Genomic DNA, 26,969 nt, shown 5'->3' on the forward strand with positions numbered 1-26,969 from the left:
AAAGATTGCTTTTGTAAATAATTCATACTAGTTAGATAGTAAGCTAATTAGAGTGAATTATTCTAGAGGGCAATGTTACATGAATTAAATTCTTACCATAATAAAGTGCGGTCATTTCTCTAAGTAAAGATCGCTGAGTAAATAGCCACCTTGCGGTCTTTTCCCTTCATAACCTTTTAATTTCGGATTTTTAATAAATAATCCGGCGTAATGATAAATCGCGATAAAGGGATGATGTTTGCCTAATTCTTCTTCAGCTTGTGCATAAATTTCCGCTCGTTTGTTTTCATCACTTTCGTTGTAAGATGCTTCAATTAATTGATCAAACTTTTCGCTTTTAAAGCCGATTTTATTTTGCGAACTATTGGAAAGAAAATATGTCAAAAACGTGCTTGCTTCGTTGTAATCCGCAGACCATGCTGCAAATGCCAAGTGGTAATTTTTCTGATTTTTTGTATCTAAAAATGTTTTCCACTCCATATTTTTCAGCGAAATATCAACCAGACCGTCTAAATTTTTCTTCCACATAGAAGTAACCGCAATAGCAATATTTTTTAGTCCTTCGTTAGTGTTATACAGTAATTCGCTTTTCAACGGATTTGCTTTACTGTAACCGGCTTCACGTAACAGCTTTTTAGCTTCTTCGTTTCGTTGTGCTTGCGTCCAATTAGCATATTCTGGTTGGGTGATTTTTTCTCCTGCATGAATATAGAACGGTGTGAAACGGAAAGTAGGTGTTTGTCCAAAGCCTAATACTTTTTCTGTAATAATGTTGCGATCGACGGCTAAATCTAATGCTTTACGTACTTTAATATTATCAAAAGGCGGTTTTGTCATATTCATTTCATACATAAACGTACCTAATTTACGAGAGCTATAGATTTGCGAATCGTATTGAGCACGAAATTTAGGATCATGATAAAGTGATTGAGGAATATAAGCTATATCCAATTCGCCGGAACGATAACGAGCTCCCCCTGCACTTTCCGTTAAAATATAAAAAGTAGCTTTATTAATAACAGAATGGGCGTTATCCCAATAGGCTGGATTACGTTCCAAAGTGATTTTTTCATTTAACACCCGTTGTGAAATTTTATAAGCACCGTTTACTACAAAATTTTCCGGTTTTGTCCAATCATCACCGTATTTTTCAACAACAGCACGATTTACTGGATAAAGAGAAGTATGCTGCGTAAGAAGGACAGCATAAGGTACGGGTGCATCAAGGGTGAGTTGTAGTGTATTATCATCTAATGCGGTAACTCCCAAAAATTCCGGTGATTTCTTTCCAGCAATAATATCATCTACATTTTTCATTTTCATGAAGCCAAGGTAACTTGCATAAGGTGATGCGGTTTTCGGATCAACAAGACGACGCCAAGCATAGACAAAATCATGTGCGGTAAGAGAATCACCATTAGACCACTTAATATTTGGGCGTAGATAAAAAGTAACGGTTTTACCGTCAGACGAGGTATCCCAGCGATAAGCGGCACCGGGAATAATATTACCGAGTTCATCGGTTTTCACCAATCCTTCAAATAATTGTTCAGCTATTAAACCTTCCCCCGATCCTTCTATTTTTTGTGGATCAAGGGTAGCAACTTCAGCAGTAATTTGAATACTGATTTCCTGTTTATCCGCCAATTTTGTACCTTGAGGAACTTGTGCCGAAAATGCGACTGAAGAACCGACAAGTAGAAATAAGCCTAAAAGTGCGGTTCTATAGTTTTTATATTTTAACTTTGTCCATATATTGTGTTGCATAAATTTTATCCTTTTAAGTAAGATTAAAATAATAAGATTTTCATTAGTAAAATATTTATGCGATGAAGTAAAGTATTTTTACAAATTTTTTGTAATTTTTAATTAGCAACCTAATTACTATTTTTGCATTTTCAAAAATGTAGGAGTAGAATTCCGACATCTTCAATAATTCATCATAGGCGGTATTTATGCAATTGAGACGTAAATACATCGCCTCGTATTGATAGGAGCAGCATATGCAATTTGCGATTATCGGATTAGGTAAATTCGGAAAATCAGTTGCACGAGAGCTGTATAAGCTGGGTAATCAAGTTGTGGGCATGGATATTAATGAAAAAAAAGTGGAGCAATGTAGCCATTTTCTTAGTGCAAGTTTAATCCTTGATGCCACGGATAAAACAGCCTTGCGAGAACTTAACATTCAAGAGTTTGATGCAGTGTTGGTCAGTATCGGTGAAAGTCTGGAAAGCAATTTACTCTGCACACTTAATTTAATTGATCTCAAAGCAAATCAAATTTGGGCAAAAGCTAAAAATGCGGCACATCACGCTATACTTTCCAGTTTAGGGATTCAACATATAGTAAGACCCGAAAATGATATGGGTATTTTAGTCGGTCAATCTATGAATTGCCCTAGTGTAACCCACTGTATTCCGCTAGGCTCGGATCTCTTTTTAATTCATTTCCGTGTTCAATTTCAAACTACTATTACCCTCGGTATGCTGAAAAAACGCTATAAAGATATTGTTATTACCGCTATTCAACGAGGAGAACAACTTATTAGCAATCCGGATGATGAAACTGAAATACATCGTCAAGACCATTTGCTGATCATTGGCTATTTAAATAATCTCCGCACTTTAACCGGCGAATTAAATAAAATCCAAAATGAAATTTGAACATATCAAAACAAAGCCACCCTATGTATTAGCGGGCGGTTTTCTCTTTATCATTTTAATCGGCACATTATTATTGGAATTACCCTTTGCTCACCATAAAAGTATTTCATGGCTACATGCCTTATTTACTTCAACATCAGCGGTAACGGTAACGGGGCTAAGTGTCGAAGATACAGCAAATTTCACCCTATTCGGACAAGTTGTTTTAATGTGCTTAATTCAAATCGGCGGATTGGGATTTATGACGTTTGCTATTTACATAGCAAGACGAATGGGTGCCAGAATTGGCTTATTCGGCAATGCAATTGCTCAAGAAGCACTGGGTGATGTGCCTTTTAATTTACTTCTACATACTGCCAAAAACGTTCTAAAATTTGCACTGACTTTTGAACTTATCGCAATGATTATTCTTACTGTTCATTTTTATGGTGATGTTTCTTTTTTTCAAGCACTGTATCAAAGCCTGTTTTACAGTATTTCCGCTTTTAACAATGCCGGTTTTGCACTGAGTTCAGAAAGTTTAATGCCTTATGTGGATGACATTGTTGTCAATATAGTCATCACCGTATTGATTATTATTGGCGGGTTGGGATTTGTGGTACTCATGGATATCAAAAATCAACGCCAATATAAAAAATTCTCACTAAATACGAAGGTAGTACTTTGGGCAACCCTTATTTTAAATATCGTTTCCTTTCTAATATTTTATATTTTAGAACGACAAAACCCGTTAACATTTGGACCGCTAAGCGAAACAGGTAAGTTGTTTGCCGCTTGGTTTCAAGCGATAACACCAAGAACTGCAGGGTTTAATACTGTTGATACGGCAGGATTAACTGATGCCAGTAGTCTGCTGACTATGTTCTTAATGTTTATTGGCGGAGGTTCCTTATCCACTGCAAGCGGTATAAAAATCGGCACATTCTGTATTATAGTGGTAGCGACATTCGCCTATTTACACAAAGAATCCCATGTCAATTTGTTTAAACATAATTTGCCTGATGAACTAATCAAAAAATCCTTTGCTTTATTTTTTACCAGCCTTAGTTGTATTGGTATTAGTAGCTTTTTGCTCTTGGCAGTTGAACCGCAATTTCATTTCCTTGATGTTTTATTTGAAGTTGTTTCGGCTTTAGGTACAGTCGGACTTTCACGAGGAATTACTGCTGAACTTTCACCGTTCGGAGAGTCAATTTTAATTATCTTAATGTTTATCGGTCGAGTAGGATTGCTCACTATGATTTATCTCATTATGCAACCGCACTCAAGTAAAATTAAATATCCAAAAGAATATATACAAATAGGCTAAAAAATAAAGGGAATAATTTATTCCCTTATTTTCCTAAATTTAATCTGTTTTGCACCGCACTTTGCTCAAGTTTAACGACAAATATACAAAGTAATTTTCCTCTAAGAATGAAAAAATTTATGCTAACAAAGCCAAAAACTCATTTTCACTCAGAATGTTAATACCAAGCTCAGTGGCTTTAGTTAATTTTGACCCCGCACTTTCCCCTGCAATAACAAAATCCGTTTTACTCGAAACACTGCCGCTAACTTTACAGCCTAATTGCAACAAATATTCTTTTGCCTCTGAACGCCCCATTTTCGTCAACGTACCGGTTAATACGACGGTTTTTCCTTTCAAAGGATTGTCCCGCACCTCTTTAACTTCAACGTCGTCCCAATGAATGCCTTGTGCAATTAAATCTTTTACCACAGCAACATTATGAGGCTCAGACCAGAATGAACGAATACGTTTAGCCACTACTTCACCAACATCTTGTACCTTTTGCAATTGCTCAAACGTTGCATTTTCAAAAGCCTCTAGTGTCTTAAAATGAGTTGCTAAATTTAATGCAGTAGTTTCCCCAACTTCACGGATGCCAAGTGCAAAAATAAAACGAGCCAATGTGGTTTTTTTCGCTTTAGCTAAACTTGCTAAGGCATTTTCTGCCGATTTTGCCCCCATACGTTCTAAACGCATTAAAGTAACCTGATCTAATTTAAATAAGTCAGCCGGTGTATGTACTAACTCCCTTTCAACCAACTGTTCAATTAATTTTGCACCAATGCCGTCAATATCCATCGCTTTGCGTGAAACAAAATGTTTAAGTGCCTCTTTGCGTTGAGCTGCACAAATTAAGCCTCCCGTACAACGAGCAACTGCCTCTCCCTCAATTTTGCTAATAACGGAATCACACACAGGACAATTTGTTGGAAAAATAATAGATTTTGCATTTTCCGGACGACGTTCATGTAACACGCCGATAATTTGCGGAATCACATCTCCGGCACGACGCACAATCACGGTATCACCAATCGCAATATCCAAACGTGCTATTTCATCACCATTATGTAAAGTAGCATTACTCACAGTGACTCCTGCGACAAAAACAGGTTCTAATTTTGCTACCGGTGTAATGGCACCGGTTCGCCCAACCTGAAACTCCACATTATTCAAAATTGTCAGCTCTTCTTGTGCCGGAAATTTATAAGCAATTGCCCATCGAGGTGCTTTAGAAATAAAACCAAGTTGTTGTTGCAAGTCAATATCATTAATTTTTAATACCGTGCCATCAATGTCATAACCTAAGGAACTGCGTTTTTGCTTAATAGTGCGGTAGAAATCCAACACTTTTTCAATCCCATGACATAATTGAATTTCATTATTTACCGGTATGCCAATAGATTTTAGCCATTGTAAACGAGCAAAATGTGTATCCGGTAATTCCACTCCTTCTGCAATACCAATACCATAAGCGTTTAACATCAAAGGACGTTGACCGGTAATTTTGGGATCAAGTTGACGCAAAGAACCTGCAGCCGCATTACGTGGATTAGCAAATGTTTTTTCTCCTTTCGCTAAAGCTGTTTTGTTCAGTTTTTCAAAACCTGCTTGCGACATAAAAACTTCCCCTCGCACCTCCAAACGAGCCGGTGGATTATCTGTTAATAATTGCAATGGAATATTACGAATAGTACGAATATTTGCCGTAATATCTTCACCGGTCGTCCCATCGCCCCGAGTTGCAGCCTGTACCAGCTGACCGTTTATATACAAAATACTGACTGCCAAACCGTCTAATTTAGGTTCGCAACAAAATGTTAAAGAATGATGAACATGTATCAAACGATCTTGAATACGTTTGACAAAAGCAAAGAAATCTTCATCAGAAAAAGCATTATCTAAGGATAGCATTGGAATATCATGTTTAACTTGAGCAAAATTACTTAACGGTTTCGCCCCTACTCTCTGTGTTGGCGAATTTTCACTGGCATATTCAGGATATTGTTGTTCCAACGCTTTTAATTGATGAAATAAGCGATCGTATTCACTGTCCGGAATTTGCGGATTGTCTAACACATGATACTGATATTCATGATGGCGTAATAGTTGTCGTAATTCTTCAATTTGTTGCTTGATCATAAAAATTCCTTGCTTCAAGACCGCACTTTAAATAGTGGCTCATTATACACAATGCACGCTATTCTGCGTAAAAAATTGCCCCTGAAAATTCAGAGGCAATAAATCAATAGAAAAGTGCGGTCTATTTTTACAAAATAATACTACCGATCAATGCCAAAGCAAAACCGACTAAACCGATTAATGTTTCCATTACAGTCCAAGTTTTTAACGTGGTTTTGGTATCCATTTCCAAGAAACGACTTACCAACCAAAAGCCACTATCATTTACATGAGAAAGTACGGTTGCACCTGAAGCGATAGCAATCACGATAAAACATAAATCAAATTGACTTAAGCCTGTGGCTGATGACACCATTGGTGCGATGAGAGCAGAAGTTGTGGTCAGAGCAACAGTTGCAGAACCTTGAGCTATACGAAGTGCGGTAGAAATTAAGAATGCCGCAACGATAATTGGCATACCCGTATCCGAAAACATTTTTGCTAATACATCACCGATACCACTTGCACGTAATACACCGCCGAACATACCGCCTGCACCGGTTACCAATACGATTGCACAAATCGGACCTAAGGCGTTATCGCAGATTTTTTCGATTTGTTCAAAACTGCGTTGTTCTTTGAGTAAAATGATAGTCATTAATAGGCTAATTAATAAGGCAATAGGTGTTTTGCCGATTAAGCGTAAACTTTGTACCCATAATGTAGAACCATCAATTACTTTTGCTACTGCTAAAGTGTTTAGGACCGTGTCTAACATAATTAAACAAAGCGGCAACAGCAAAATAAATAATACTTTTTTGAAACTTGGGGGATTTTGAACCGCAGTTTCGTTAATTGGAGCTGCATTTAAGAAAGTTTTCGGTAGCGGTAAATCGAATTTTTTACCTAAGTAAAGCCCATATAAATAAGTAGCAAAATACCAAGTCGGTACAGCTAAAATGAAGCCGACAATGGTGAGCAAACCGATATTTGCACCTAAAATATCACCGGAAGCGACCGGACCGGGATGCGGAGGAAGAAATGCGTGGGTGACAGCAAATGCACCGGCAGCAGGGAACGCATAGCGGAATAATGAACCACCGAATTGTTTTGCAACACTGAAAATAATCGGCAACATTACCACTAAACCTGCATCAAAGAAAATGGGGAACCCGAATAGGAATGAGGCGACACCTAAAGCGAAAGGTGCTTTTTTCTCGCCGAATTTATTGATTAAGGTATCGGAAAGTACTTTTGCACCACCGGTAATTTCCAATAATCGACCGATCATTGCACCTAAGCCGACTAATAAAGCTACTGAGGCAAGGGTATTACCGAAACCGCCTAATAAGGTCGGCAGGATTTTATCTACTGACATACCGGTAGCAAGTGCGGTTAATAAACTCACTAAAACTAAGGCAACGAAAGCATGAACCTTAAATTTAATAATGAGAAGAAGAAGTAATGCTATGGAAGCAATCAAAATAAAGATCAACATAAAATTTCCCTATTAATAAAATTAAACAGCAGCAAGCATACCACCATCAACGAATAACAAATGCCCATTAACATAAAATATCCTCCAATATTTCTGTTACTGGTAACATATTTATTTTTCTAGATTGGGTAAAGTTTGTGTGTTTGATTTTGTGATTTACGTCACATTTTTTCTTTATTTTTAATGATTTTTTAAAAAAGTGCGGTTATAAAAATAAAAATTTAAAACAATAAATATAGATTTAAGTGTTATTGGTAACTTTTTAAAATTTTTTCAGGTACACTAAGCTCAATAGCGTATTTATTAGAGGAACAAAAAATGTCAAAAGGAAAAAGTATTATTTTAATGGGGGTATCCGGTACAGGTAAAACATCAGTAGGAACTGAAGTAGCGTACCGCCTAGGATTGAAATTAATTGATGGGGATGATTTACACCCAAGAGCCAACATTATCAAAATGAGACAGGGACAACCGCTCAATGATGAAGATCGTATGCCTTGGTTGGAGCGTATTCGTGATGCGGCATTTAGTTTGGAGCAAAAAAGTGAAAAGGGCATTATTATTTGTTCAGCACTGAAAAAACAATATCGAGATCAAATTCGTGATGGAAACCGAAACATTAAATTTATTTATCTATCCGGCAGTTTTGAATTAGTGCTTTCCCGTCTGCAAAAACGGCAAGGGCATTATATGAAAACTGAAATGTTGCGAAGTCAGTTTGCTACGTTGGAAGTTCCCCAAGCTGATGAAACTGATATTTATCACATTGATATTGACGCAACTTTTGAGGAAGTAGTGCAGCGTTGTGTTGAAGCTATCAAGCCTCTTTTAGATTGATGACAAGAAATGCTTGGGCGTAGAGGTGTTATCTAAGACGTAGATTACAGACAATATTTTTGCCATAAAAGATAGTTTTTGAGCTAATGCTACGAAAAAATACTCAAACCCCACCGCACTTTGCAAGTACAGTGGGGTTATAAATAGAAAAAGCGTAGTCGATTTTTACCAGTATGCATTGTTATTCCTATGTTTTGTTTTAAAAATAAAATTCTGCGTGGTGTATTATTGACAAGGCGTTGCACAAAACAATTCAAGCGAAATTCCCACCTTTGCAGTAAAAATTTAATTCTCTTGGTGTTATTCTTGTACGATCTATTCTCTCTATATTTGCATTTTTCCTAAAGCAAAACTCGATCTATCTCACAAAAATATTAACAAATAATTTACAATTCAAACCGAGCATGCTAAAAAGCAATCGTTTGCAATAAAAATATTGCATACATTGCATACAATACAACATCAATGACATCACACAGGAGCAATTCTATGAAAAAAATGAAAGTCGTATTGACCAGTGCAACAGTTCTACTTGCTACATTGCTTGCCGCTTGTGGTGATAATAACAAAGCGTCGAAAGATGTTACTGCGAGCAACGTTGCGGCAAACAGCAGCAGTGCTGAAAGTGCGGTACCAGCCACAGTGCAAAGCAAATTTGTGACCATTGCTACTGGCGGTGCTTCCGGTCCTTACAATATTATTGCGACGACACTGACAGGTATTTATAGTAAAAATCTAAAAACTAATTCCAAAACACAAACTACTGGTGCATCGGTAGAAAATTTAAACTTGATGGCACAGAAAAAAGTGGAAATGGCGTTTGTGATGAGTGATGCGTTAAATGATGCGTTAAATGGTACCGGCAGTTTCAAAAATAAAATTGAGAATGTGGAACAAATAGCAGCACTTTATCCTAACTATGTACAAATTGTCACCTCTAAACGTTCCGGCATTAAAACCATTACCGATTTAAAAGGGAAACGGGTAGCGACCGGCGATCAAAATTCCGGAGTCGAAGTCAATGCACGTAACTTACTTGCCGGTTTTGGCATTTCCTATGCGGATATTAAGGTTGATTATCTCGGTTATGCTGCAGCGGCAGATGCTCTAAAAGCGGGAACCATTGATGCGGCGTTCTTAACCAGTGGCTTGCCAAATTCTGCCTTAATGGAATTGCAACAAAGTTTTGATCTGCAATTGGTCTCTATCCCGGCTGACGGAATTAAAAAATTAGCCGCAGATAAACCGTATTTTAATGCGATGGATATTCCAGCGAACACCTATGGCAATCCTGAACCGATTCCGACAGCGGCAATTAAAAATGCCTTGGTGATCCGTAAAGAGCTCAGCGAAGCAGATGGGTATTTATTAACCAAAACCTTCTTTGAAAGTTTGCCACAATTGCAAACCGCACACCAAGCGGCGAAAGGCATTAACGTGAAAGAAGCACAGGAAGGTGCAGTTGCACCATTACATCCGGGTGCAAAAAAATATTATGACGAAGTTAATGCGAAATAATTCGTTATTAAGTTGGTAAGCATGAAGATAATGCCTCGTAACGGTTGGTTTGTGCTGGTGCCACTCGCTGTTATTGGGCTTTATCCTGTTCATTTTATATCAGTTACCACAAAACAAGGCGAATGCATCATTGGTGATGATCATTTTGCACTACGTTGGCGTCACTCCGTCGAGCATCAATTGTGGTATGAACATTATCAACGACAAGGTGATAACCTCCACCTTTATCAAACATGGTTACAAACATTTGGTGCCGGAACACCTTCTCAAGGTGAAGTTGTCACCCATGTGCCAGTGGGCTATGTCGGTTTTAAACAAGATGTTGTTTTACCCGAAATAAATTGGATTGTTTCGCATCGTATGGAAGGGACTATTTTGCTTGATGATAAACAATTTCCCGTTTATCAAACACTTCCTAATTATTCTGCGGTAACAATCAAACCAGCTAAATCTGTAATTGCAACGTTGTGGTTAAGGAAATCATGTTATGACTGATTCTGTAAAAATTGACACCGCACTTGGTGCCAAGGAACAAGAGATTTTGGAAAAATATGACCGTGAATCGGTCACTCGTCAATCCAGTAGCCAATTTAATAAAGGGTTAATTACGCTGGTTTCGGTTTTATATTCCCTTTTTCATTTATACACCACCTTTTACCCCCTACCGACGTTAATCCAGCGTGCAGTACACGTGGGCGTTGGAGCGATATTAATCCTATTAATTTATCTGGCATCGAAAAAACGTCGCCAAGGTTCTGTTGCATGGTATGACTGGTTATGGGTTATTGCCGGTATGAGCGGTATGCTGTATCTCATCAACCAATACAATGACATTATGACCGTCCGAGGTGGTATTCCAAATAGCACAGATATTGTGATGGCAATCATCACTGTGCTAGTGGTGCTTGAGGTAACGCGTCGCGTTACCGGTTGGATTTTGGTGATTTTTTCCTTGCTCTTCTTAATCTATCCATTCATCAGCTCAATGGATTTTATGCCGGACAGCCTCCTCACTCGCCCTTATGACGTCGGTGATATTTTTGGTCAGCTTTATTTAAAAACGGAGGGGTTATATTCCTCTGCTGTGGGGGCTTCCGTTTCCTTTATTTTCTTATTTATTTTATTTGGGGCTTTCCTAAGTAAATCGGGAATGGGGCAATTATTTAATGATTTAGCCTTAGCGATCGCTGGTGATAAACAAGGGGGACCGGCGAAAGTAGCGGTAATTTCCAGTGGCTTTATGGGCAGTATTAATGGGGCAGCGGTTGCCAACGTGGTGAGTACTGGAGCGTTTACTATTCCATTAATGAAAAAAATCGGTTATCACAAAAACTTTGCCGGTGCGGTAGAAGCCAGTGCATCCGTTGGTGGGCAAATTCTCCCGCCGATCATGGGAGCAAGTGCATTCATTATGGCGGAAACGACAGGCGTAAGCTACGGAACTATTGCACTTGCAGCCTTACTTCCTGCCTTACTTTACTATCTCGGCGTCATTGCACAAGTCCACTTTCGTGCTGGTAAACAAAACTTAAAAGGCGTCCCTAAAGATCAATTGCCAAGGGTAAAAGCAGTGATGAAAGCACGTGGTCATATGCTATTGCCGATCTTAGCCCTTATCATCTTTTTAGCACAATCCGTACCAGTAGGATATGCTGCCTCTTATACTATTGTGCTTACCATTTTAGTCAGTCAATTGCGTCAAGAAACCCGTATGGGCATTAAAGATGTAATTGAGGCATTGGCTGACGGGGCAAAACAGTCGATTTCCGTTATGTCAGCTTGTGCGACGGTAGGAATTGTGATTGGCGTGATGAACCTTACCAGTTTTGGTACGGTAATTACCTCTTCTATCGTCACATTAGGTGCAGGATCGCTCTTTTTAACCTTATTTTTAACGATGATTGCCTCCATGATCCTTGGCATGGGACTACCTTCTATTCCAGCATATATCATTACCGCCACCATGGCAGCTCCGGCATTGGCAACCTTTGATGTCCCGGTATTAGTGGCACATATGTTCGTCTTTTATTTTGGTATTTTCGCTAATATCACACCACCGGTCGCTCTTGCTGCTTTTGCTGGTGCGGGAATTGCACAAGGTGACCCAATGAAAACCGGCTGGCAATCCTTGCGTCTAGCCCTAGCGGGTTTTATTGTACCGTTCATATTCGTTTATAATCCGAATATGCTGATGATTGATGTTACCAATGCTGCGGTTATTGCCAAAACTTTCCCTCTACCAAGTGCATTCGAAATTATTAATGTTATCGTATCCTCTGTTATTGGCGTTTTGGGATTATCTGCTGCGGTAGAGGGGTATCTGAAAAATACTATACCAATATGGCAACGTATTATTTTAGCAATCGGTTCGCTTATGTTGATTATTCCGGAATGGATCACGGATATTATCGGCATTGCTGTTGTTGTAGTCATAGCACTACTTAATGTTCGCCAATGTGACTAACAATTGTTCTGTGCATACGATAAATGACATAACTAAATGTCTAATTAACTTTTTTAGATTTGAACCAATCATTACCCCTTGATTTTGCATAGCTTCACAACCGGTTGTGGCGGTTTGGGTGTTAGAAATGTAATAAAAAAGGTTATTTCCCTTAACACCCAAAATACTCAAACCCCACCGCACTTTGCAAGTACAGTGGGGTTTTTTGTTGTGTTTCAGCAAGTTTGACAAATTACCACTGATAACCTATCGACACGGCACCGGATACTTTGCCTTGGGAATTGCTATTACCTTGCAGTTTCAGCATAACCTTACCGTTATCGCTGATGCGAGAATAACCAATCGCCAACGCACTTTCGCCATCATGTCCTGCCGCCGCAATCGCAACCATGGACTTGCCCGGCATAGAGACTGATGCCAATGCCGCCGCCGCATTCGCTCCGGCAATACCGGCACGCAATCGGCGATCGGCATGATGTATTTGTGTACGTAACGCATTATTTTGACCATCCACGTAGTTTTTATTGACTGCAACAAATCCACTTGCATCAGGTTTGACATCCGGAATTAAAATTTCCCCACGGTTACCATTGATGACGATATTACCGTTATTGCCTGATACCATCAACCCTGCATGGGTTGCCATCAATGACGGTTCAGCGGCTTTGCCTTGTAGCTTAATGCCATCGAGGGTGTAACTTGCTGATTGACCGGCATGATTTCCTTTGCCCATAATACGGGTACCCTGTGCCGTCACTACCGCTTCGCTGTCTTGGTCAACCACTTTCAAACCGTTGCTGTTTAGTGTAGATTTTCTACCGTTCACTTCACGAGTTTCAAACGAAGTCATGTTCTTCAACTGATCGGACAGTTTGACATCCAGTCCCGTCTCGGAGGCGTCCACTTTAATATTGCCTGCCGCCGTGGTCGCACTGTTAAACTCCCCTTCACCTTTAATTTCTAAGGTTTCGCTGAGTTGTTTCCGCACTTCAACACCGTCATTGCCCTTGAACTTCAAGCCCGATTTCGCTACCGCTTGCACGTCAGCAATGGTGGCTACGTTGCTTAACTCGGCTTGGCTATCCGGTTCAACCAGTTCTTCGACTTTTGCTATCGCCTCGGAAAAGGCGTTATAGTCCCCATTTGCTTCAATTAACTCGTTGCGTGCCGATTCTACGGCTTCTTTAGCATTCTTTTTAGCCTCTTGGGCAGCAGACAATTGCTCTTGATATTTTTTCAAATCCTCACGCATTTTTTCTTTAGCTTTTCCATCAGGCATGGTATCCACTGTTTGTTTTAAACTGTCTACCATTAACTCTAAGTCAGCAAATTTTTCTGCTTTTTCAGAAAAATCTTTTGTTTTTTTGCCTAATGCCGTCACTTTTTCACTCACTTTCTCAGCAAGCTGATTAAGTTTTTCTTTTTGTTCGTCTGTTGGTGTTGTAATACCCAAACCACTTGCCACATTGCTAATCCCAATAGGTGCGGTGGTCGGTTCGGCTTTAATCACGACCTGTTTCTTCTCTTCCTCAGTAAGGGCTTGATCAGGTTTACCGTCTTTTAATTTTTTGAAATTACCATCTTTATCTTTCACGACTTTGTCATTGCCTAGATAAAAATCAAATGGACGGTTATTGTTTAAGTCGGACACTTTTTTATCCACATAATTTTTATTCGCTGCAAGGCTTCCATCTGTTTCATCTGGCTTAATGTCCGCAAGACCGGTGATTTTGCCGGTGCCTGTGCCTTTTGCATCAGCACCTGTTCCAGCTCCGCTTCCATTTCCGATTTTTGCAAACGCAAGGGTAGCGGATTGACCGTTACCACCATTATTGCCTTGACTGTTTTCACCGTCAGCCACTTTCAAGCTCACGACTTCTTTTGAACCGTCTTTGCCTTTTACAGTCAAGCCGTTTTTACCATAAACGGTATGGGTTTTGTCGCCGTTAGCTGCCTCTTTATCGCCCACGGTTAAGCCGTCTTTGTTTAAGGTTGCTTTGCCATCTTTGCTTTGTGGTGTAAGTGAAATACCATCTTTATTGATATTTACTTCAGTACCTTGATTGCCAACTTGGAATGTGGCACCTTTTTCTGCATCTAAAGTCAGTTTAGTGACTTCATCTTGATTTCCAACCGCACTTGAACCTGTACCGCTTCCGCCCGCACTTCCAGCTTTAGGTTTAGAGGAAATCGAAGTGATGTTTTTCAGTTCCTCAGTCGTGCCAATGGTTACCACTGCCGTTGTTGGGGTAGTGGTGGTTGGCGTGGTAGTTGGTGTACTTGTTGGCTTTGTCGTAGCCATGCCTGCACCATTTGAACCACCTGACGAAGCCATACTATTTGAACCACCGCCGTTTGAACCTGCACCACCTGATGAACTGCTTGGAGCTGCTGATGATGCTGGTGCTGGAGCAGCTGGTGTTGGAGCCGGTGCGGAAGCAGAAGCACTCGGACTGGTAGATCCCGTACTTGATGGTGTTGTACCGTTTTTAGCTAAATCTACTTTAATATTCTGACCACTCGTAAACTTCAACGTATCGTTGCGACCGATTTCGATAGGCTTACCGCTACCATTTTCAACCTTGAACTTAAACTTATCTAATGCTTGTTCAAGGTAGCCTTTAGTGATGAGTTCTTTTTTCCAATCTGTACTTCCGCTATTTCCATTTACGCCATTATATGTTTGTTCTTCAGCAAGCATTACTTTGCTAAATGTCGGTGCATTTTTAAAGCCGATTTCGATTTTGGCGTTGCCGTTAGCTTCTCTCGTGTATTGAGTGATTAAATTATCACCTTTAAACTCAGCAATATTTGGTTGTGATGAAGTCCCCGCCGGAGCTGGTGTAGCAGACGAACCAGCCTGATTCATATCTAAACGCACAATGCTAAGGGTCGAACCAAGATAGTGCGGTGTGTTTTGAGTGCCATTTGCTACCGCACTTGGCATATCCGCACTGAACTTCAAGCCTTCGTTGAGTTTAGAAACAGCATTTTTCAAGCCCTCAACGATATTTTTTGGTGCAGTTCCATCTGTTCCATTAATGTCTTTTAATTTGAAATTATCAAATGTTGGTGCGGTAAATTTCGTTTTATCTGAAGTATCAACCGCAATACCTAACTGTTTCGCTAAATCCGCCAGTTGTTTACCTGTTACGGCTTCTTTTGAACTATCACCGATTTCACCGTCTGCAAGGTTTGTGAGTTTTGAATCATTAAAGCTGATTTCTTTTTTAGCTGTTTCTAACGTGATTTTCGCACCGCTTTCATCTTTACCACCTTTGATACTGGTGATTTCTTGAAGATTATTATTAAGCGTATGCGTAATTTTTCCATCAGCTTCTACAGAAACAGAAATATTTTCTGACTTCTTAAAGTCCAAAGCCCCTGTTTTGAGGTTGATAGATTGCTTCGTTTTGTCATCACTATTCGTTTTATACGATAACGTCAAGTCGTCCACATATTTCTTATTAACGGCATCGTATTTATCAGTTGGTGTGGCAACATAAACAATTCTTCTTTGTTCATCTTTGCCAGCACCACCTACAGATACCGCATTGGATACACCTGTTGATTTATTGCCTAAAATGACAGCATTTGTTATATCTTTAGTTATCGTAATATTTGAACCCAAGGCATAAACATGGTCGCCCTCAATTTTGTTATAAGCACCCACAGCATAGGAATGCTTTCCGATAATCTCATTATCTTTACCGAATGCACCGGAATCGTTACCCGATACATTATTTTTGTAGCCGATAGCCGTAGCATGCTCGCCCAATACCTGAGCTTCTCGACCTATGGCAACTGAACGTCTATTTTTAGCACTCGTGTCATAACCAATAGCAATTGCCCCTTCATTTTCTGCTACTGCTTTATCGCCAATCGCAATAGAACCCTCTCCATCAGCCTTAGTTTCCGGATTATCGGATACTTTAACGGATTTATCACCTGTACCTTTTAGATAGCTGATTAAAGCTTTAGCTTGTACCAATTCAGTGTCGCGCTTATCGTTTGCACCTAATTTGATTTCACTAATTCCTACATTTTTACCAAATGTTTTTTTACCTTCAGCATCACCTATATTTGTACCATCAACTTTTAAGAATCCTGATTGTAAAGCCGTTGTTGTAGTATAATTTTTTAATTTATCAGCCACAGCCTTAGAAGTAACTACTCTTTCGTCGTTTTCATCTACTGTATTTGCCTTATTTAATTCTAATGTTATTTTAGCGTTACCATTACCATTACCTTCATCAGTTACTTTTGCTGTAATATCTTTTTTGTTAGCACTTCCAGAACTATCAAACGCCAACGTTCCACCTAATTGCATTGTTGCTGTTCCACTAGCATTGTCATTACCTTTAAAGCTAATACCTTTATTAACAGCCGTGATTAAGTCATCAATCGCACCTTTGAATGTTGTTTGTTTTTTATTAGGGTCTGCTCCAGCTTTAATTTTTGTAAATTCTGGTTGAGTAAACCCTGTTTTTTCATTATTTACGGCAACTCCTAATTTACCAGCCAAATCCTCCAACTGTTTACCAGTTATTGCATCATTTGAATCCTGAGCAATTTTTCCATCTCCCAGTCCTGAGATTTTGACTTTATCAGTTCCTGATTTTTCTAATGTTAATTTAGCCCCAGTATCAGGCGTCAACTCTATTTTATTGTCTTTTAATGTTATTTGCGTATTACCATTACTTATACTTTCTATTCCAGTTAAGTCTTTTGACAACCCTATTTCTAGAGTGTCGTCACTATTTGTTTTTTTCTTAACCGTAATATTTCCAGGAGCTGTTGTTAAAATTCCAGTATTCGTACCATTTGGCTCTCCTACTATTTTTAAAGTATCACCAAATTTTTTCGTTACACTCTGACCATCATTCCCTTGGAAACTTAAGCCTTTATCAACAGTTGCATTTACTGTCTGAATTTTCCCATCAAGATATTTTTTATTAACAGCATCATCATCTCCTGTCGGCTCATCAGTAATTGTAACTTTCTTAAACGTTGGGCTCTCTGTCATTCCTATTTTAAGTGTAACTTTGCCATCTGCATCTTTTTCATACTTTGTTTTTAAGTTCGTTCCCTTATAATCTGTTTCAACATCTCCTTCTTGAATTATTATTGTTGACCCTAGGTAAAGTTGTTCTTGGTTTGTTCCATCTCCAAACTTAAATCCTTTATTAATAGCAGTAATACTCTCATTAATTGCATCTCTAAATGTATCTGTCGTTTTTTTTGCTTGTCCATGATAATTTACTTTATCAAAACTTGATTTCTTAAATTCTTTAGTTCCATTATCAACTTCTGCACCTAGCACCTCTACACCAAGTTTCCCAAATGTTTCAATAACACTAAATAACTGTCCACCATTGATAGCATCTGTTGAATTTCTATCAACTTTACCAGCTGCTACATTTGTTATTAGTCTTTCAGCTCCAACTTTTCCAACGCTTACTACAGATTTATTTTTCCCAGTTCCCGCATTATTCCAACTAATTTTTAACGAATTTTGACCTACAGTAAGTTCTGTTGATTCAAATGCTTCTTTTTTCTCAGTCGCTTCTGACCCTTGCCCCAAGGCAATGGAATCGCCAGCGGCAGTTTTTACTGTTGCACCTTGCCCTATCGCTACTGCACCGACGGCGTTTGTCTCAGCTTTTGCACTATGACCAATAATCACCGCACTTTTTGCACCCGTTTCAGCTTTTGATCTTGCCCCAACAAGCACACTGTTTTGTGCGGTTTCAGCTGTCGCACCATTACCAATCAGAATTAAATGATTATTAGCAATTTTTGTACCGCTTTTATCTACTTCATTCGTATTATCCAATGCTTTAATATTATTACCTAAAGCAACAATATCCGTACCGTTTTTGATTTTATTTTTATTCCCTATAGAAGCTGTCCACGCTGCATTTTCTATCTTTGTTCCATCTACTCCAACCTTAACAGCACCTATTGCTATAGAACTTTTAGATTCTATTAATTCTGTTCCACTACCTATTACAACCACAGCACCATTTATTTTTTTAAATGATTGTTGCACTTTATTATTAGACCCTAGTACAAACGAACTATGTACATCTACACTTACATTATTACCTATTACAACTGCATTTTCTGCACTAGATTTTGCATCATGTCCTATCGCTATACTACCACTAGCACCACTTTTAGTACTAGCACCAACACCTATTGCAACAGAATTAGTGCCTTTTGCCCCATTGTTGTTATAGTTGTCTGCTCTTTTATCCGTCCCTTGTACTGATAAGAAATGTAATTTTGACGCTTCTAATTGCTTAAAGTTTACAACGTCATTTTCAGCTACTCCATCAGCAACGCCTGAAATTTTAACCTTATCGTCACTAGTTTTACTTAAACTTAACACAGCCCCGCCAGCTTTAATTTTTGTGCCACCATTGAATGTGATTTGATTATTTTCATCTTTACCAATAGAAGTTATACCTTTCAACGTACTATTTAGTGAGATTTCCAACTCTTTTTTCGTACCATTTTTAGCAGTTGTGGTAATGTTTTTGTGTGAATTTTCTTCTTTACCCTTAATATTTAATGCATCTTTTACAGCATATTCTCCACTATCAGCAGTTACCTTAAAACTAGTGGCTACATTTTTAAATTTATCATCCACATATTTTTTATTAACAGCCTCATTATCTGTTTTAGGAGCATTTGTAATAGTTACTTTTTTAAAGCTTGGACTATCCGTCATTCCAATCTTAAATATTGCTTTCTCATTACTTGACTTATCAAGTTGTACCTTTAAGTTTTGATCCTTATGAGTATTTCCAATATCTCCAGCTTTTATCTCCAATGTCGACCCTAAATAGTATTTACTAGTACCATTGTTATTAGTTGTTCCATCACTAAACTTATACCCTTGATTTATAGCCTTAATTGTTTCATCTAATGCGTCTTTAAAATTATCAGGAACACCTTTTTTACTTGTCGGAGTTGAGATATATTCTACAGCCGTAAATGATGATTTCTTAAACTGCTTATTATCAACTTCTACCCCTATCACATCCTTCGCCAAATCAGAAAACACCTTTGTTACAGCATATAATTGACTTCCGTTAATAGCGTCTGTTGAATTCTCACTCACATCTCCCGCTGCTACATTTTTAATAATACGTTCTTGGTTTGTATCTCCTACGCTGAAAATGGTTTTTTTACTTTCTTCTTTATTATCAGGACTTACTCCGCCTTTGAAAGTAAATTCAACACCATTTATTTCGGCTTTGTTTTTAGCCTCCTGTTTAGCTGTTACCTTAGATCCTTTTCCTATTGCTACCGAATCTTCTGCTACTTCTGCAACTGACGCTTTATATCCTATCGCAATTGAGTCTTTTCCTTTTGCCAGGCTTCCTTTGTAGTTAGATTCTTCTATTTCTTGCTCTGATAAATTAGCGACCTGATCTTTTTTTGCCATATCTGTCTCAACAGCTTGTGTAATTTCCTTTAATTTTGTTAATAATTTATTACTATCACTAACTGTTTCTTTTCCTAAGTCCTCAACAATTTTTTTAATAGTACTTGCTTTTGTTGCTATTTGGGGATTACTTTTTTCTAATGCATCTAATTCCTTCTTAACTTTATCTAATGCTTCCTGTTTAAACGTTTCCTTGCCATTTACTTTTCTATTTAATAATTTTGCATATTCACCCGCCAATTTAACATAACGTTCATAATTTTGTTTTGCTTCTTGACCTTGTGCTATTTTTGCACTATCGCCACTTTTTTGCTCCACACCAAAATAAGGCGTTAAATTATTTTGTTTATTATTTAAGTCTATTCTGGTTTCTAAGGCTTTTAATTGTGCAACGTTCACGGCGTCCGTATCTTGTGAACCGGCAGCGACATTTACCATTCTTCTCTCGTATCCGTTATATCCGACAGAAATAACCCCTACATTCGCTGAAGTTGGGATAATAATTGCTCCCTCGGGTGTATATGGATCGGACTTTGAATGTTCATAATCCGTTTTTGATTTATAACCCAGTGCCACTGAATTTTCTAAAGTAGCGGTTGCTTCATTCCCTAATGCTATTGAAGATTTTTCAAGAGCTCTCGTAAAACTTCCTAACGCAAATGCATTAGCCTCTTTTGCAAAGGCAAATCTTCCGATTGCAACGGTACTGTCTTCTTTGGCGTAAGCATATCTTCCGATTGATAATGCGTTGTCTCCAAGAGCAACAGTATACGACCCTATTGCGATTGCTCCTTGGTTATGTTTACCTTTATTGTCTTTTGATTGCTCAGCTTTTTCTTCTCCCGTTCCTCTTTGTTTTGTCGTTTTAGGTTTGATTGAAGTTCTGTTGTGTTGGATATCTTTTGTGTTTCCTAATTCATAAAATTTATCGAAAAAATATTTATCATCTTTATACTCGTCTTTGTTTGCATTATCAGTAAATAATAATTTACTACTTTTCAATCCTTTGCCGGTAAAATTTTCGTCCATCGCGATATTTGCCAATGCATAGTTACCCATCGCCAATGAACCGCTACCCCCTGAGTATGAGTCCGATCCGTACACCATAGAACCCGCATTTACTGCCTGTACATTCGTACCTACCCCTACAGATCTATCAGCATAGACATAAGAATCATTCCCGAAAACTAATGAATTTCTACCAAAAGCTATCGTATTTGTTCCTATCGCGGCTGAATAGTCTTTATACGCAATCGCGTACGTTCCAAGTGCGGTCGAATAATTTCCATATGCAACACTTCTTCCCCCTATTGCTATTGAGTTATTACCCCTAGCCCATGTATGGGTTTTTTTGTTTCTATCAGTGTCGGCTAAATATTTTTCATATGCTTTTTCTAGATATCCATTATATTTTTCCATCCTTTTATAATCGTCCATCTGTTCAATGTTTTTCGGCTTTTCAATTGGATTTAAGTTTCCATTACTTAATTTTTCATAATATTGATCGCCAATTAAAACGTAATAATCCTTGTGATTACTTTTGGTTTTTCTTATATAATATCTCCCGTTCCAACCAATAGTAAATCCATCATCACTAACTAAATTCCCATCACCATTAACATATTTATTTTTATTAGTATTTTTCTCAATAACATCAGTACCTTCAAATAATTTATTATAATCAACTGCTGCATATTCACCTGTATAGTTAAAATTAGCCGCATTATCTAGAAATATAGTAAATATTTCTTTAGGAAGTGGTTTAGCATTCTCACCGGAAATATTATCCGACCCTATAGCTATACTGTTAGAACCCCGAGCAACAGTATCATTCCCTAACGACACAGATTCATTACCATACGAAAAGGCTCTATATCCCACTGCCGTTCCTTGGTGGCTGTCAGTTATATTAGTTGAATCAAGGTTTTTCCCTACAATAGCACGGTAACCTATAGCAGTAGCATCATTTCCACCACCAACTGCACGAGATCCTATAACTACCGTTTTTTTGAAATCTTTATTGGTTAATCGAGTATTTGCCCCTGTTTTGTTTGCACCATCGGCTAATAAAACAACTTCATTCGTGTTATTAACGTTACTTCTTTCATACCAAACAGACGAAGGCTTATTATCACCACCTGGTTCTCTATTAGGATTAACGTCAATCCACACATTCACCCCATATGCCACACTCGATAACAACTCACTCATCAATAATGCCAATGGCAGAATCTTAAACATGCCTAAAAACACACCGCACTTCGGCTGACGCCCCGACGCTCCCTCAACACGGCTCGCCACCTGACGGTTATTCGCTAATTCAGACACAACTTTCGTTTGACCCGTTGTTACATCGTATTTGGTTTTGAAGATTTTGTTCATATTCTTTACTCGCTTTAAAAATTATCTGTTAATTACTTATTAAGTGGTTATTGATCGAATCTATTATTGTTTATTTATTATCTCTTACTGATTATTTATTAAACTTTAGAGAGATAGGTTATAAACCTAAATAATAGGCGATGCCTTGCTTTTTAAGACAAAGCAGAAAAAGGCGAATAATACTTTCGCCGAAAGGTTGAGGTTGAAATAGGTGATTTTTAAGATATTGTTTGAACATGTCCAACCTCTCAAAATTAACTTGAAAGGTTGATTTTAGGCAATATACTAGGCTGTAGGCTGTAGGCTGTAGGCTGTCATTTTCCGTTCTATTTTATTTGTTAAGTAAAAGTAAAATTTGTCGTATTTTATCTTGTATTTATTTGTAAGAAAAGCGTAAATTCATTATTTTAATGTCGGGGCGGATTATATCCGCTCTTTAATGTGTTTTGTTTTCTGTTTGGGTTTTGACTTGCACCTCAAATAAAATTCGGAGAAAATATCGGCTTTTAGTCAGTATAACAAACGATCATGTCATATTCTCAACAAGTAAATAAACGTCGCACTTTTGCGATTATTTCTCACCCCGATGCGGGGAAAACAACGATTACGGAAAAAGTTTTACTCTATGGAAACGCTATTCAGAAAGCCGGTTCGGTAAAAGGCAAAGGTTCTCAGGCACATGCTAAATCCGACTGGATGGAAATGGAAAAACAGCGGGGAATTTCTATTACTACGTCGGTGATGCAATTTCCTTATCATGACTGCTTGGTCAACTTGCTTGATACACCGGGGCATGAGGATTTTTCGGAAGATACTTACCGCACTTTAACTGCAGTTGATAGTTGCTTGATGGTGATTGATAGTGCAAAAGGGGTTGAAGAACGTACGATTAAATTAATGGAAGTCACTCGTTTGCGGGATACGCCGATTTTAACGTTTATGAATAAGTTGGATCGTGATATTCGAGATCCGATGGAATTGCTTGATGAAGTGGAAAGTGTGCTGAAAATCCGTTGTGCCCCTATTACTTGGCCTATTGGTTGCGGTAAATTGTTCAAAGGTGTTTATCATTTGTATAAAGACGAAACTTATTTATATCAAAGCGGTCAAGGACATACTATTCAGGATGTGCGTATTGTTAAAGGGTTAAATAATGCTGACTTGGATAGGGCAGTGGGCGAAGATCTTGCTCGGCAATTACGTGATGAATTGGAATTGGTCAAGGGGGCGTCGAATGAATTTGATCATGATTTATTTATTCGTGGGGAATTAACGCCTGTTTTTTTCGGGACGGCTTTAGGCAATTTCGGTGTGGATCATTTTCTTGATGGCTTGACACAATGGGCACCCGCTCCGCAAGCTCGTCAGGCGGATTGTCGTTTAGTCGAGAGTGCGGAAGAAAAATTAACAGGGTTTGTGTTTAAAATTCAAGCTAATATGGATCCGAAACATCGTGATCGGGTCGCTTTTATGCGAATTGTTTCGGGTAAATATGAAAAAGGTATGAAACTGAAACAGGTGCGTTTGGGGAAAGAGGTTGTGCTTTCCGATGCACTGACTTTTATGGCGGGTGATCGTTCTCATGCGGAAGAAGCCTATGCCGGCGATATTATCGGCTTACATAATCATGGCACTATTCAAATTGGTGATACCTTTACGCAAGGTGAAGATCTGAAATTTACCGGTATCCCTAATTTTGCACCGGAGTTATTTCGCCGTATTCGTTTGAAAGATCCGTTGAAACAGAAACAGCTGCTCAAAGGCTTGGTGCAACTTTCAGAAGAAGGTGCGGTTCAGGTTTTCCGTCCGTTAACCAATAATGATTTAATTGTGGGGGCGGTTGGTGTACTCCAGTTTGATGTTGTCGTTTCTCGTTTAAAATCTGAGTATAACGTTGAGGCGGTGTATGAAACCGTTAATGTGGCAACAGCTCGCTGGGTAGAATGTTCAGAGGCGAAAAAACTTGAAGAGTTTAAACGTAAAAATGAACAGAATTTAGCGTTAGACGGGGGAGATAGTCTTACTTATATTGCTCCAACGATGGTAAATCTTAATCTTACTCAGGAACGCTATCCCGATATTCAGTTTTTTAAAACAAGGGAACATTAGTCTTTGATATGATAGACAAAAGAGCGGAGATATTTCCGCTCTTTTTTGTTGTTCAAATAGGAAAGTTTGCTCGGTTTAAATGCGGTTTAAAGCGTTGTGCCTATTTTCAACTCACATTAATACTCTTGAACTTCTTCGTGTTTTCCTACCGCACTTTTGATAGTTAATTGCACTTCAGTAGAAATAATTCTATCGAGAATATCGCTAATGTCATTTAATTTCTCCGTTATAGCGACGCCATTTTTATCAAAATATCCGTTGGATCTTAAGCTACCGATAAAAGCGGAAAAGACGGCTTTATCGAAAAATTCCGGTGCATTAATGCCATGTAATACAGATAACCGCTGTGCAATAGATTGGCTTTCTTTCTCTAAGGTCGCTTTGGCAATATTCGGGGTATCTTGCAAGATACTGACGGTAATATAATAACGTTGTAAAATTTCTCGAACTCCCGCCATCCATAACTGTAAAACTCTTACACGTTCTTTATTGATTGAAAGAAGATTTTCTGCACACAGAATTAATTTTTGACGTGTAAATTCCTCAATAATTTTTTCAACATATTCATCTAATTCATCTTGTGAAAAGTGTAAAAATAATTCCTCTTTTAAGAAAGGGTAAATTTTTCGAGCTGCATTTGATACCAACTCTTTTTGTATTGCACCATGATGAAAAATGATACTTGCAATTAAAGAAGGTAAAACAAAAACATGTTGGATATTATTACGATAATAGGTCATCAATACTGCTGCTGAACGTTCTAAACGCAACATTTCACCAAAATTATCTTTTTCTACGATAAGTCCGACTCGTTCTAAGTTTAATACATGAGTGAGCATTTCTTCCGGTGTATCAGTCGGTACAATAATATCGTTGGAATAAGGGGCGTGTTGTAAAAAGCGTTGATAACTTTTCAGTTGTTCCAACAGTTGTTCACGAGATAAAGCACGTTGGCGAGAAGACAAAAGTGCGGTGCCCGTTAAGTTCATTGCATTAATTGCCGCTGCTTTGTTGATATTGATCATGACTTGATTTGAAATGGCATTAACTGCAGGGTTAAACCATTGAGAATGATCTTCCGGCTGGCTATCTTTCCATTCAGGAAAATGTTGATTTAAGTAATTACTTAATGTGATAGGTTCGGCAAAATTTACATAACCTTGCCCTAAATTGCGTAATTTGCGGATAACACGCAAGACCAAACCGGCGTTTTCTTTCTCTTTTGCCGCCCCCCGCAATTCTTTTGCGTAAGTATCTACCTCTAATACATGCTCATAGCCTACATAAACCGGCACAACGGAAATTGGTCGGATTTGGTTTTGTTGTAAGGCTTGTACAGTCATAGACATCATACCTGTTTTCGGGGCAAGTAAACGTCCGGTTCTTGAGCGACCGCCTTCAATAAAGAATTCCACAGAGTAGCCACGGTGAAATAATTCTGCTAAATATTCACGGAAAATGGTTGAATATAATCGATTTCCTTTAAAGGTTCGGCGAATAAAGAATGCACCTCCTCGACGGAACATCATTCCCACCGGCCAAAAATTGAGGTTAATACCTGCGGCAATATGTGGAGGCACCAACCCTTGATGATATAGCACATAGGACAATAACAAATAATCAATATGACTGCGATGACAAGGAATATATACAATTTCATGTCCTTCTAACGCTAATTTACGTACACGTTCTGCATTTTGGACATCAATTCCTTGATATAATTTATTCCATAACCAGCCTAAAAAACGATCTGCAACACGCAATCCCTCGTAGTTCACATTGGCGGCAATCTCATCCAATATCTTATATGCTTCTTTACGTGCTTTTTCTTTGCTGATTCTCTTACTTTTCGCTTCATCTGCGATGGCATTGAGAATTGCCGGTGATTGTAATAATTTATTAAACATTGCTTGGCGATTAGGTAAGCGAGGACCTGTAGCGGACATTCTTTGTTTGGCAAAATGGATTTTTGCCACTCGAGCGAGTTTTAAAGCAATACTTGCATCTGTTCCATATTCATCAGCCATATAGCGTAAAGAAACCGCTTGTGAAAAACGCACAAAAGTATCACGCCCAAACCAAATAGCCACAGCTGTTTTTTGGATACTATTTAATAAACGAAGTTTTGGTAAGCCAACCTGCTTTTCATGACCCGGAGAACGTCCCCAAAGTACGGAAACAGGCACTAACTGTACATTTAAATCAGGTAAAGAGCGGTGTAATTCAAGGTATTTTTCAACTATCTGAATAGTCGCTGACTTAGCACCTTTCGATTTAAAAAAACGTCTACCTTCGTCTAAAAATACATAACGAGGTAAACATTGCCCCCCCAATTCATTCTCTTCTAAGGGATCAGGCAATCCTACGCTTAAGCAATTTCTACGGATAATAATTAAATCTGTTTGTGAAGTGTAAGGTAATAAATAAATGATCGGTTGGCTAATATCTAATGATAATTCTTCGATAGGTTGTTGCGGTATAGGGTTATTTTTAACTAAAAAAGAGAGAGGGACGGACAAAAGATTACGATAAAAATTAAGAATACTTGACATAACAATTTCCATTAACTTATTAGGTTGATTGGCTAATGAATACTATTCTAACAAAAAAAATATTTTTTTATTAATAAA

The 26,969-nt window shown here is 38.3% G+C and carries 12 protein-coding genes; 7 read left to right on the plus strand and 5 right to left on the minus strand.

Annotation, left to right across the window (positions count from 1 at the left end; genetic code table 11):
• Window positions 1-111 precede the first annotated feature (111 nt).
• Window positions 112-1,767: an ABC transporter substrate-binding protein gene (locus HNR69_RS03450; RefSeq protein ID WP_075294380.1), complete on the minus strand. Its 1,656-nt coding sequence runs from the start codon at window positions 1,765-1,767 to the stop codon at window positions 112-114.
• A gap of 236 nt (window positions 1,768-2,003) precedes the next feature.
• Here HNR69_RS03450 and HNR69_RS03455 point away from each other — a divergent pair, with 236 nt between their 5' ends.
• Together HNR69_RS03455 and HNR69_RS03460 are read left to right on the plus strand one after the other, a co-directional pair.
• Window positions 2,004-2,666 (plus strand): potassium channel family protein, encoded by a 663-nt coding sequence (locus HNR69_RS03455; protein WP_075294379.1) that lies wholly within the window; start codon window positions 2,004-2,006, stop codon window positions 2,664-2,666.
• On the plus strand, window positions 2,656-3,975 hold the full coding sequence (locus HNR69_RS03460; RefSeq protein ID WP_075294378.1) for a TrkH family potassium uptake protein: 1,320 nt from the start codon (window positions 2,656-2,658) through the stop codon (window positions 3,973-3,975). Before HNR69_RS03455 ends, HNR69_RS03460 begins: the two co-directional genes overlap by 11 nt.
• A gap of 117 nt (window positions 3,976-4,092) precedes the next feature.
• On the opposite strand, the gene ligA is transcribed toward HNR69_RS03460, so the two are convergent.
• Both ligA and HNR69_RS03470 read right to left on the minus strand, forming a co-directional pair.
• Window positions 4,093-6,096 carry an NAD-dependent DNA ligase LigA gene (ligA, locus tag HNR69_RS03465; protein WP_075294377.1) on the minus strand — a complete coding sequence of 668 codons (2,004 nt, stop codon included), beginning with the start codon at window positions 6,094-6,096 and terminating at the stop codon, window positions 4,093-4,095.
• Window positions 6,097-6,223: 127 nt separating this feature from the next.
• Complete coding sequence (locus tag HNR69_RS03470) at window positions 6,224-7,573, minus strand: GntP family permease (protein ID WP_075294376.1); 1,350 nt, start codon at window positions 7,571-7,573, stop codon at window positions 6,224-6,226.
• A gap of 318 nt (window positions 7,574-7,891) precedes the next feature.
• On the opposite strand from HNR69_RS03470, the gene HNR69_RS03475 reads away from it, so the two are divergent.
• The 4 genes from HNR69_RS03475 to HNR69_RS03490 all read left to right on the plus strand — a co-directional run bounded on the left by HNR69_RS03475 (window position 7,892) and on the right by HNR69_RS03490 (window position 12,392).
• Window positions 7,892-8,410: a gluconokinase gene (locus tag HNR69_RS03475; protein WP_075294375.1), complete on the plus strand. Its 519-nt coding sequence runs from the start codon at window positions 7,892-7,894 to the stop codon at window positions 8,408-8,410.
• Between the two features lie 489 nt (window positions 8,411-8,899).
• A complete protein-coding gene (locus HNR69_RS03480; protein WP_011608536.1) occupies window positions 8,900-9,928 on the plus strand; it encodes a TAXI family TRAP transporter solute-binding subunit in 1,029 nt (342 codons plus the stop codon).
• A gap of 21 nt (window positions 9,929-9,949) precedes the next feature.
• Window positions 9,950-10,423 carry a DUF1850 domain-containing protein gene (locus tag HNR69_RS03485; RefSeq protein WP_012341535.1) on the plus strand — a complete coding sequence of 158 codons (474 nt, stop codon included), beginning with the start codon at window positions 9,950-9,952 and terminating at the stop codon, window positions 10,421-10,423.
• Complete coding sequence (locus HNR69_RS03490; RefSeq protein ID WP_075294374.1) at window positions 10,416-12,392, plus strand: TRAP transporter permease; 1,977 nt, start codon at window positions 10,416-10,418, stop codon at window positions 12,390-12,392. The genes HNR69_RS03485 and HNR69_RS03490 overlap by 8 nt, the downstream gene beginning before the upstream one ends.
• A 232-nt stretch (window positions 12,393-12,624) precedes the next feature.
• Here the strand turns inward: HNR69_RS03490 and HNR69_RS03495 are convergent, their stop codons facing one another.
• Entirely contained in the window at window positions 12,625-22,230 is a 9,606-nt protein-coding gene (locus HNR69_RS03495) for a YadA-like family protein (protein WP_075319823.1), read from the minus strand.
• A gap of 528 nt (window positions 22,231-22,758) precedes the next feature.
• Here HNR69_RS03495 and prfC point away from each other — a divergent pair.
• Window positions 22,759-24,339 (plus strand): peptide chain release factor 3, encoded by a 1,581-nt coding sequence (gene prfC, locus HNR69_RS03500; RefSeq protein WP_075294336.1) that lies wholly within the window; start codon window positions 22,759-22,761, stop codon window positions 24,337-24,339.
• 116 nt (window positions 24,340-24,455) lie between these two features.
• Here the strand turns inward: prfC and plsB are convergent, their stop codons facing one another.
• Window positions 24,456-26,891 carry a glycerol-3-phosphate 1-O-acyltransferase PlsB gene (gene plsB, locus HNR69_RS03505; protein WP_075294335.1) on the minus strand — a complete coding sequence of 812 codons (2,436 nt, stop codon included), beginning with the start codon at window positions 26,889-26,891 and terminating at the stop codon, window positions 24,456-24,458.
• Window positions 26,892-26,969: the final 78 nt, after the last annotated feature.

This window comes from Histophilus somni, from assembly GCF_014202395.1.
Classification (GTDB): domain Bacteria; phylum Pseudomonadota; class Gammaproteobacteria; order Enterobacterales; family Pasteurellaceae; genus Histophilus; species Histophilus somni.

Bases quoted from the DNA above. Each gene is read 5' to 3' on its own strand.
- HNR69_RS03480 (WP_011608536.1), top strand. From the start codon at position 8,900: ATGAAAAAAATGAAAGTCGTATTGACCAGTGCAACAGTTCTACTTGCT.
- plsB (WP_075294335.1), bottom strand. From the start codon at position 26,891: ATGTCAAGTATTCTTAATTTTTATCGTAATCTTTTGTCCGTCCCTCTC.
- HNR69_RS03495 (WP_075319823.1), bottom strand. From the start codon at position 22,230: ATGAACAAAATCTTCAAAACCAAATACGATGTAACAACGGGTCAAACG.
- HNR69_RS03450 (WP_075294380.1), bottom strand. From the start codon at position 1,767: ATGCAACACAATATATGGACAAAGTTAAAATATAAAAACTATAGAACC.
- HNR69_RS03490 (WP_075294374.1), top strand. From the start codon at position 10,416: ATGACTGATTCTGTAAAAATTGACACCGCACTTGGTGCCAAGGAACAA.
- HNR69_RS03455 (WP_075294379.1), top strand. From the start codon at position 2,004: ATGCAATTTGCGATTATCGGATTAGGTAAATTCGGAAAATCAGTTGCA.
- ligA (WP_075294377.1), bottom strand. From the start codon at position 6,096: ATGATCAAGCAACAAATTGAAGAATTACGACAACTATTACGCCATCAT.
- HNR69_RS03470 (WP_075294376.1), bottom strand. From the start codon at position 7,573: ATGTTGATCTTTATTTTGATTGCTTCCATAGCATTACTTCTTCTTCTC.
- HNR69_RS03475 (WP_075294375.1), top strand. From the start codon at position 7,892: ATGTCAAAAGGAAAAAGTATTATTTTAATGGGGGTATCCGGTACAGGT.
- prfC (WP_075294336.1), top strand. From the start codon at position 22,759: ATGTCATATTCTCAACAAGTAAATAAACGTCGCACTTTTGCGATTATT.
- HNR69_RS03460 (WP_075294378.1), top strand. From the start codon at position 2,656: ATGAAATTTGAACATATCAAAACAAAGCCACCCTATGTATTAGCGGGC.
- HNR69_RS03485 (WP_012341535.1), top strand. From the start codon at position 9,950: ATGAAGATAATGCCTCGTAACGGTTGGTTTGTGCTGGTGCCACTCGCT.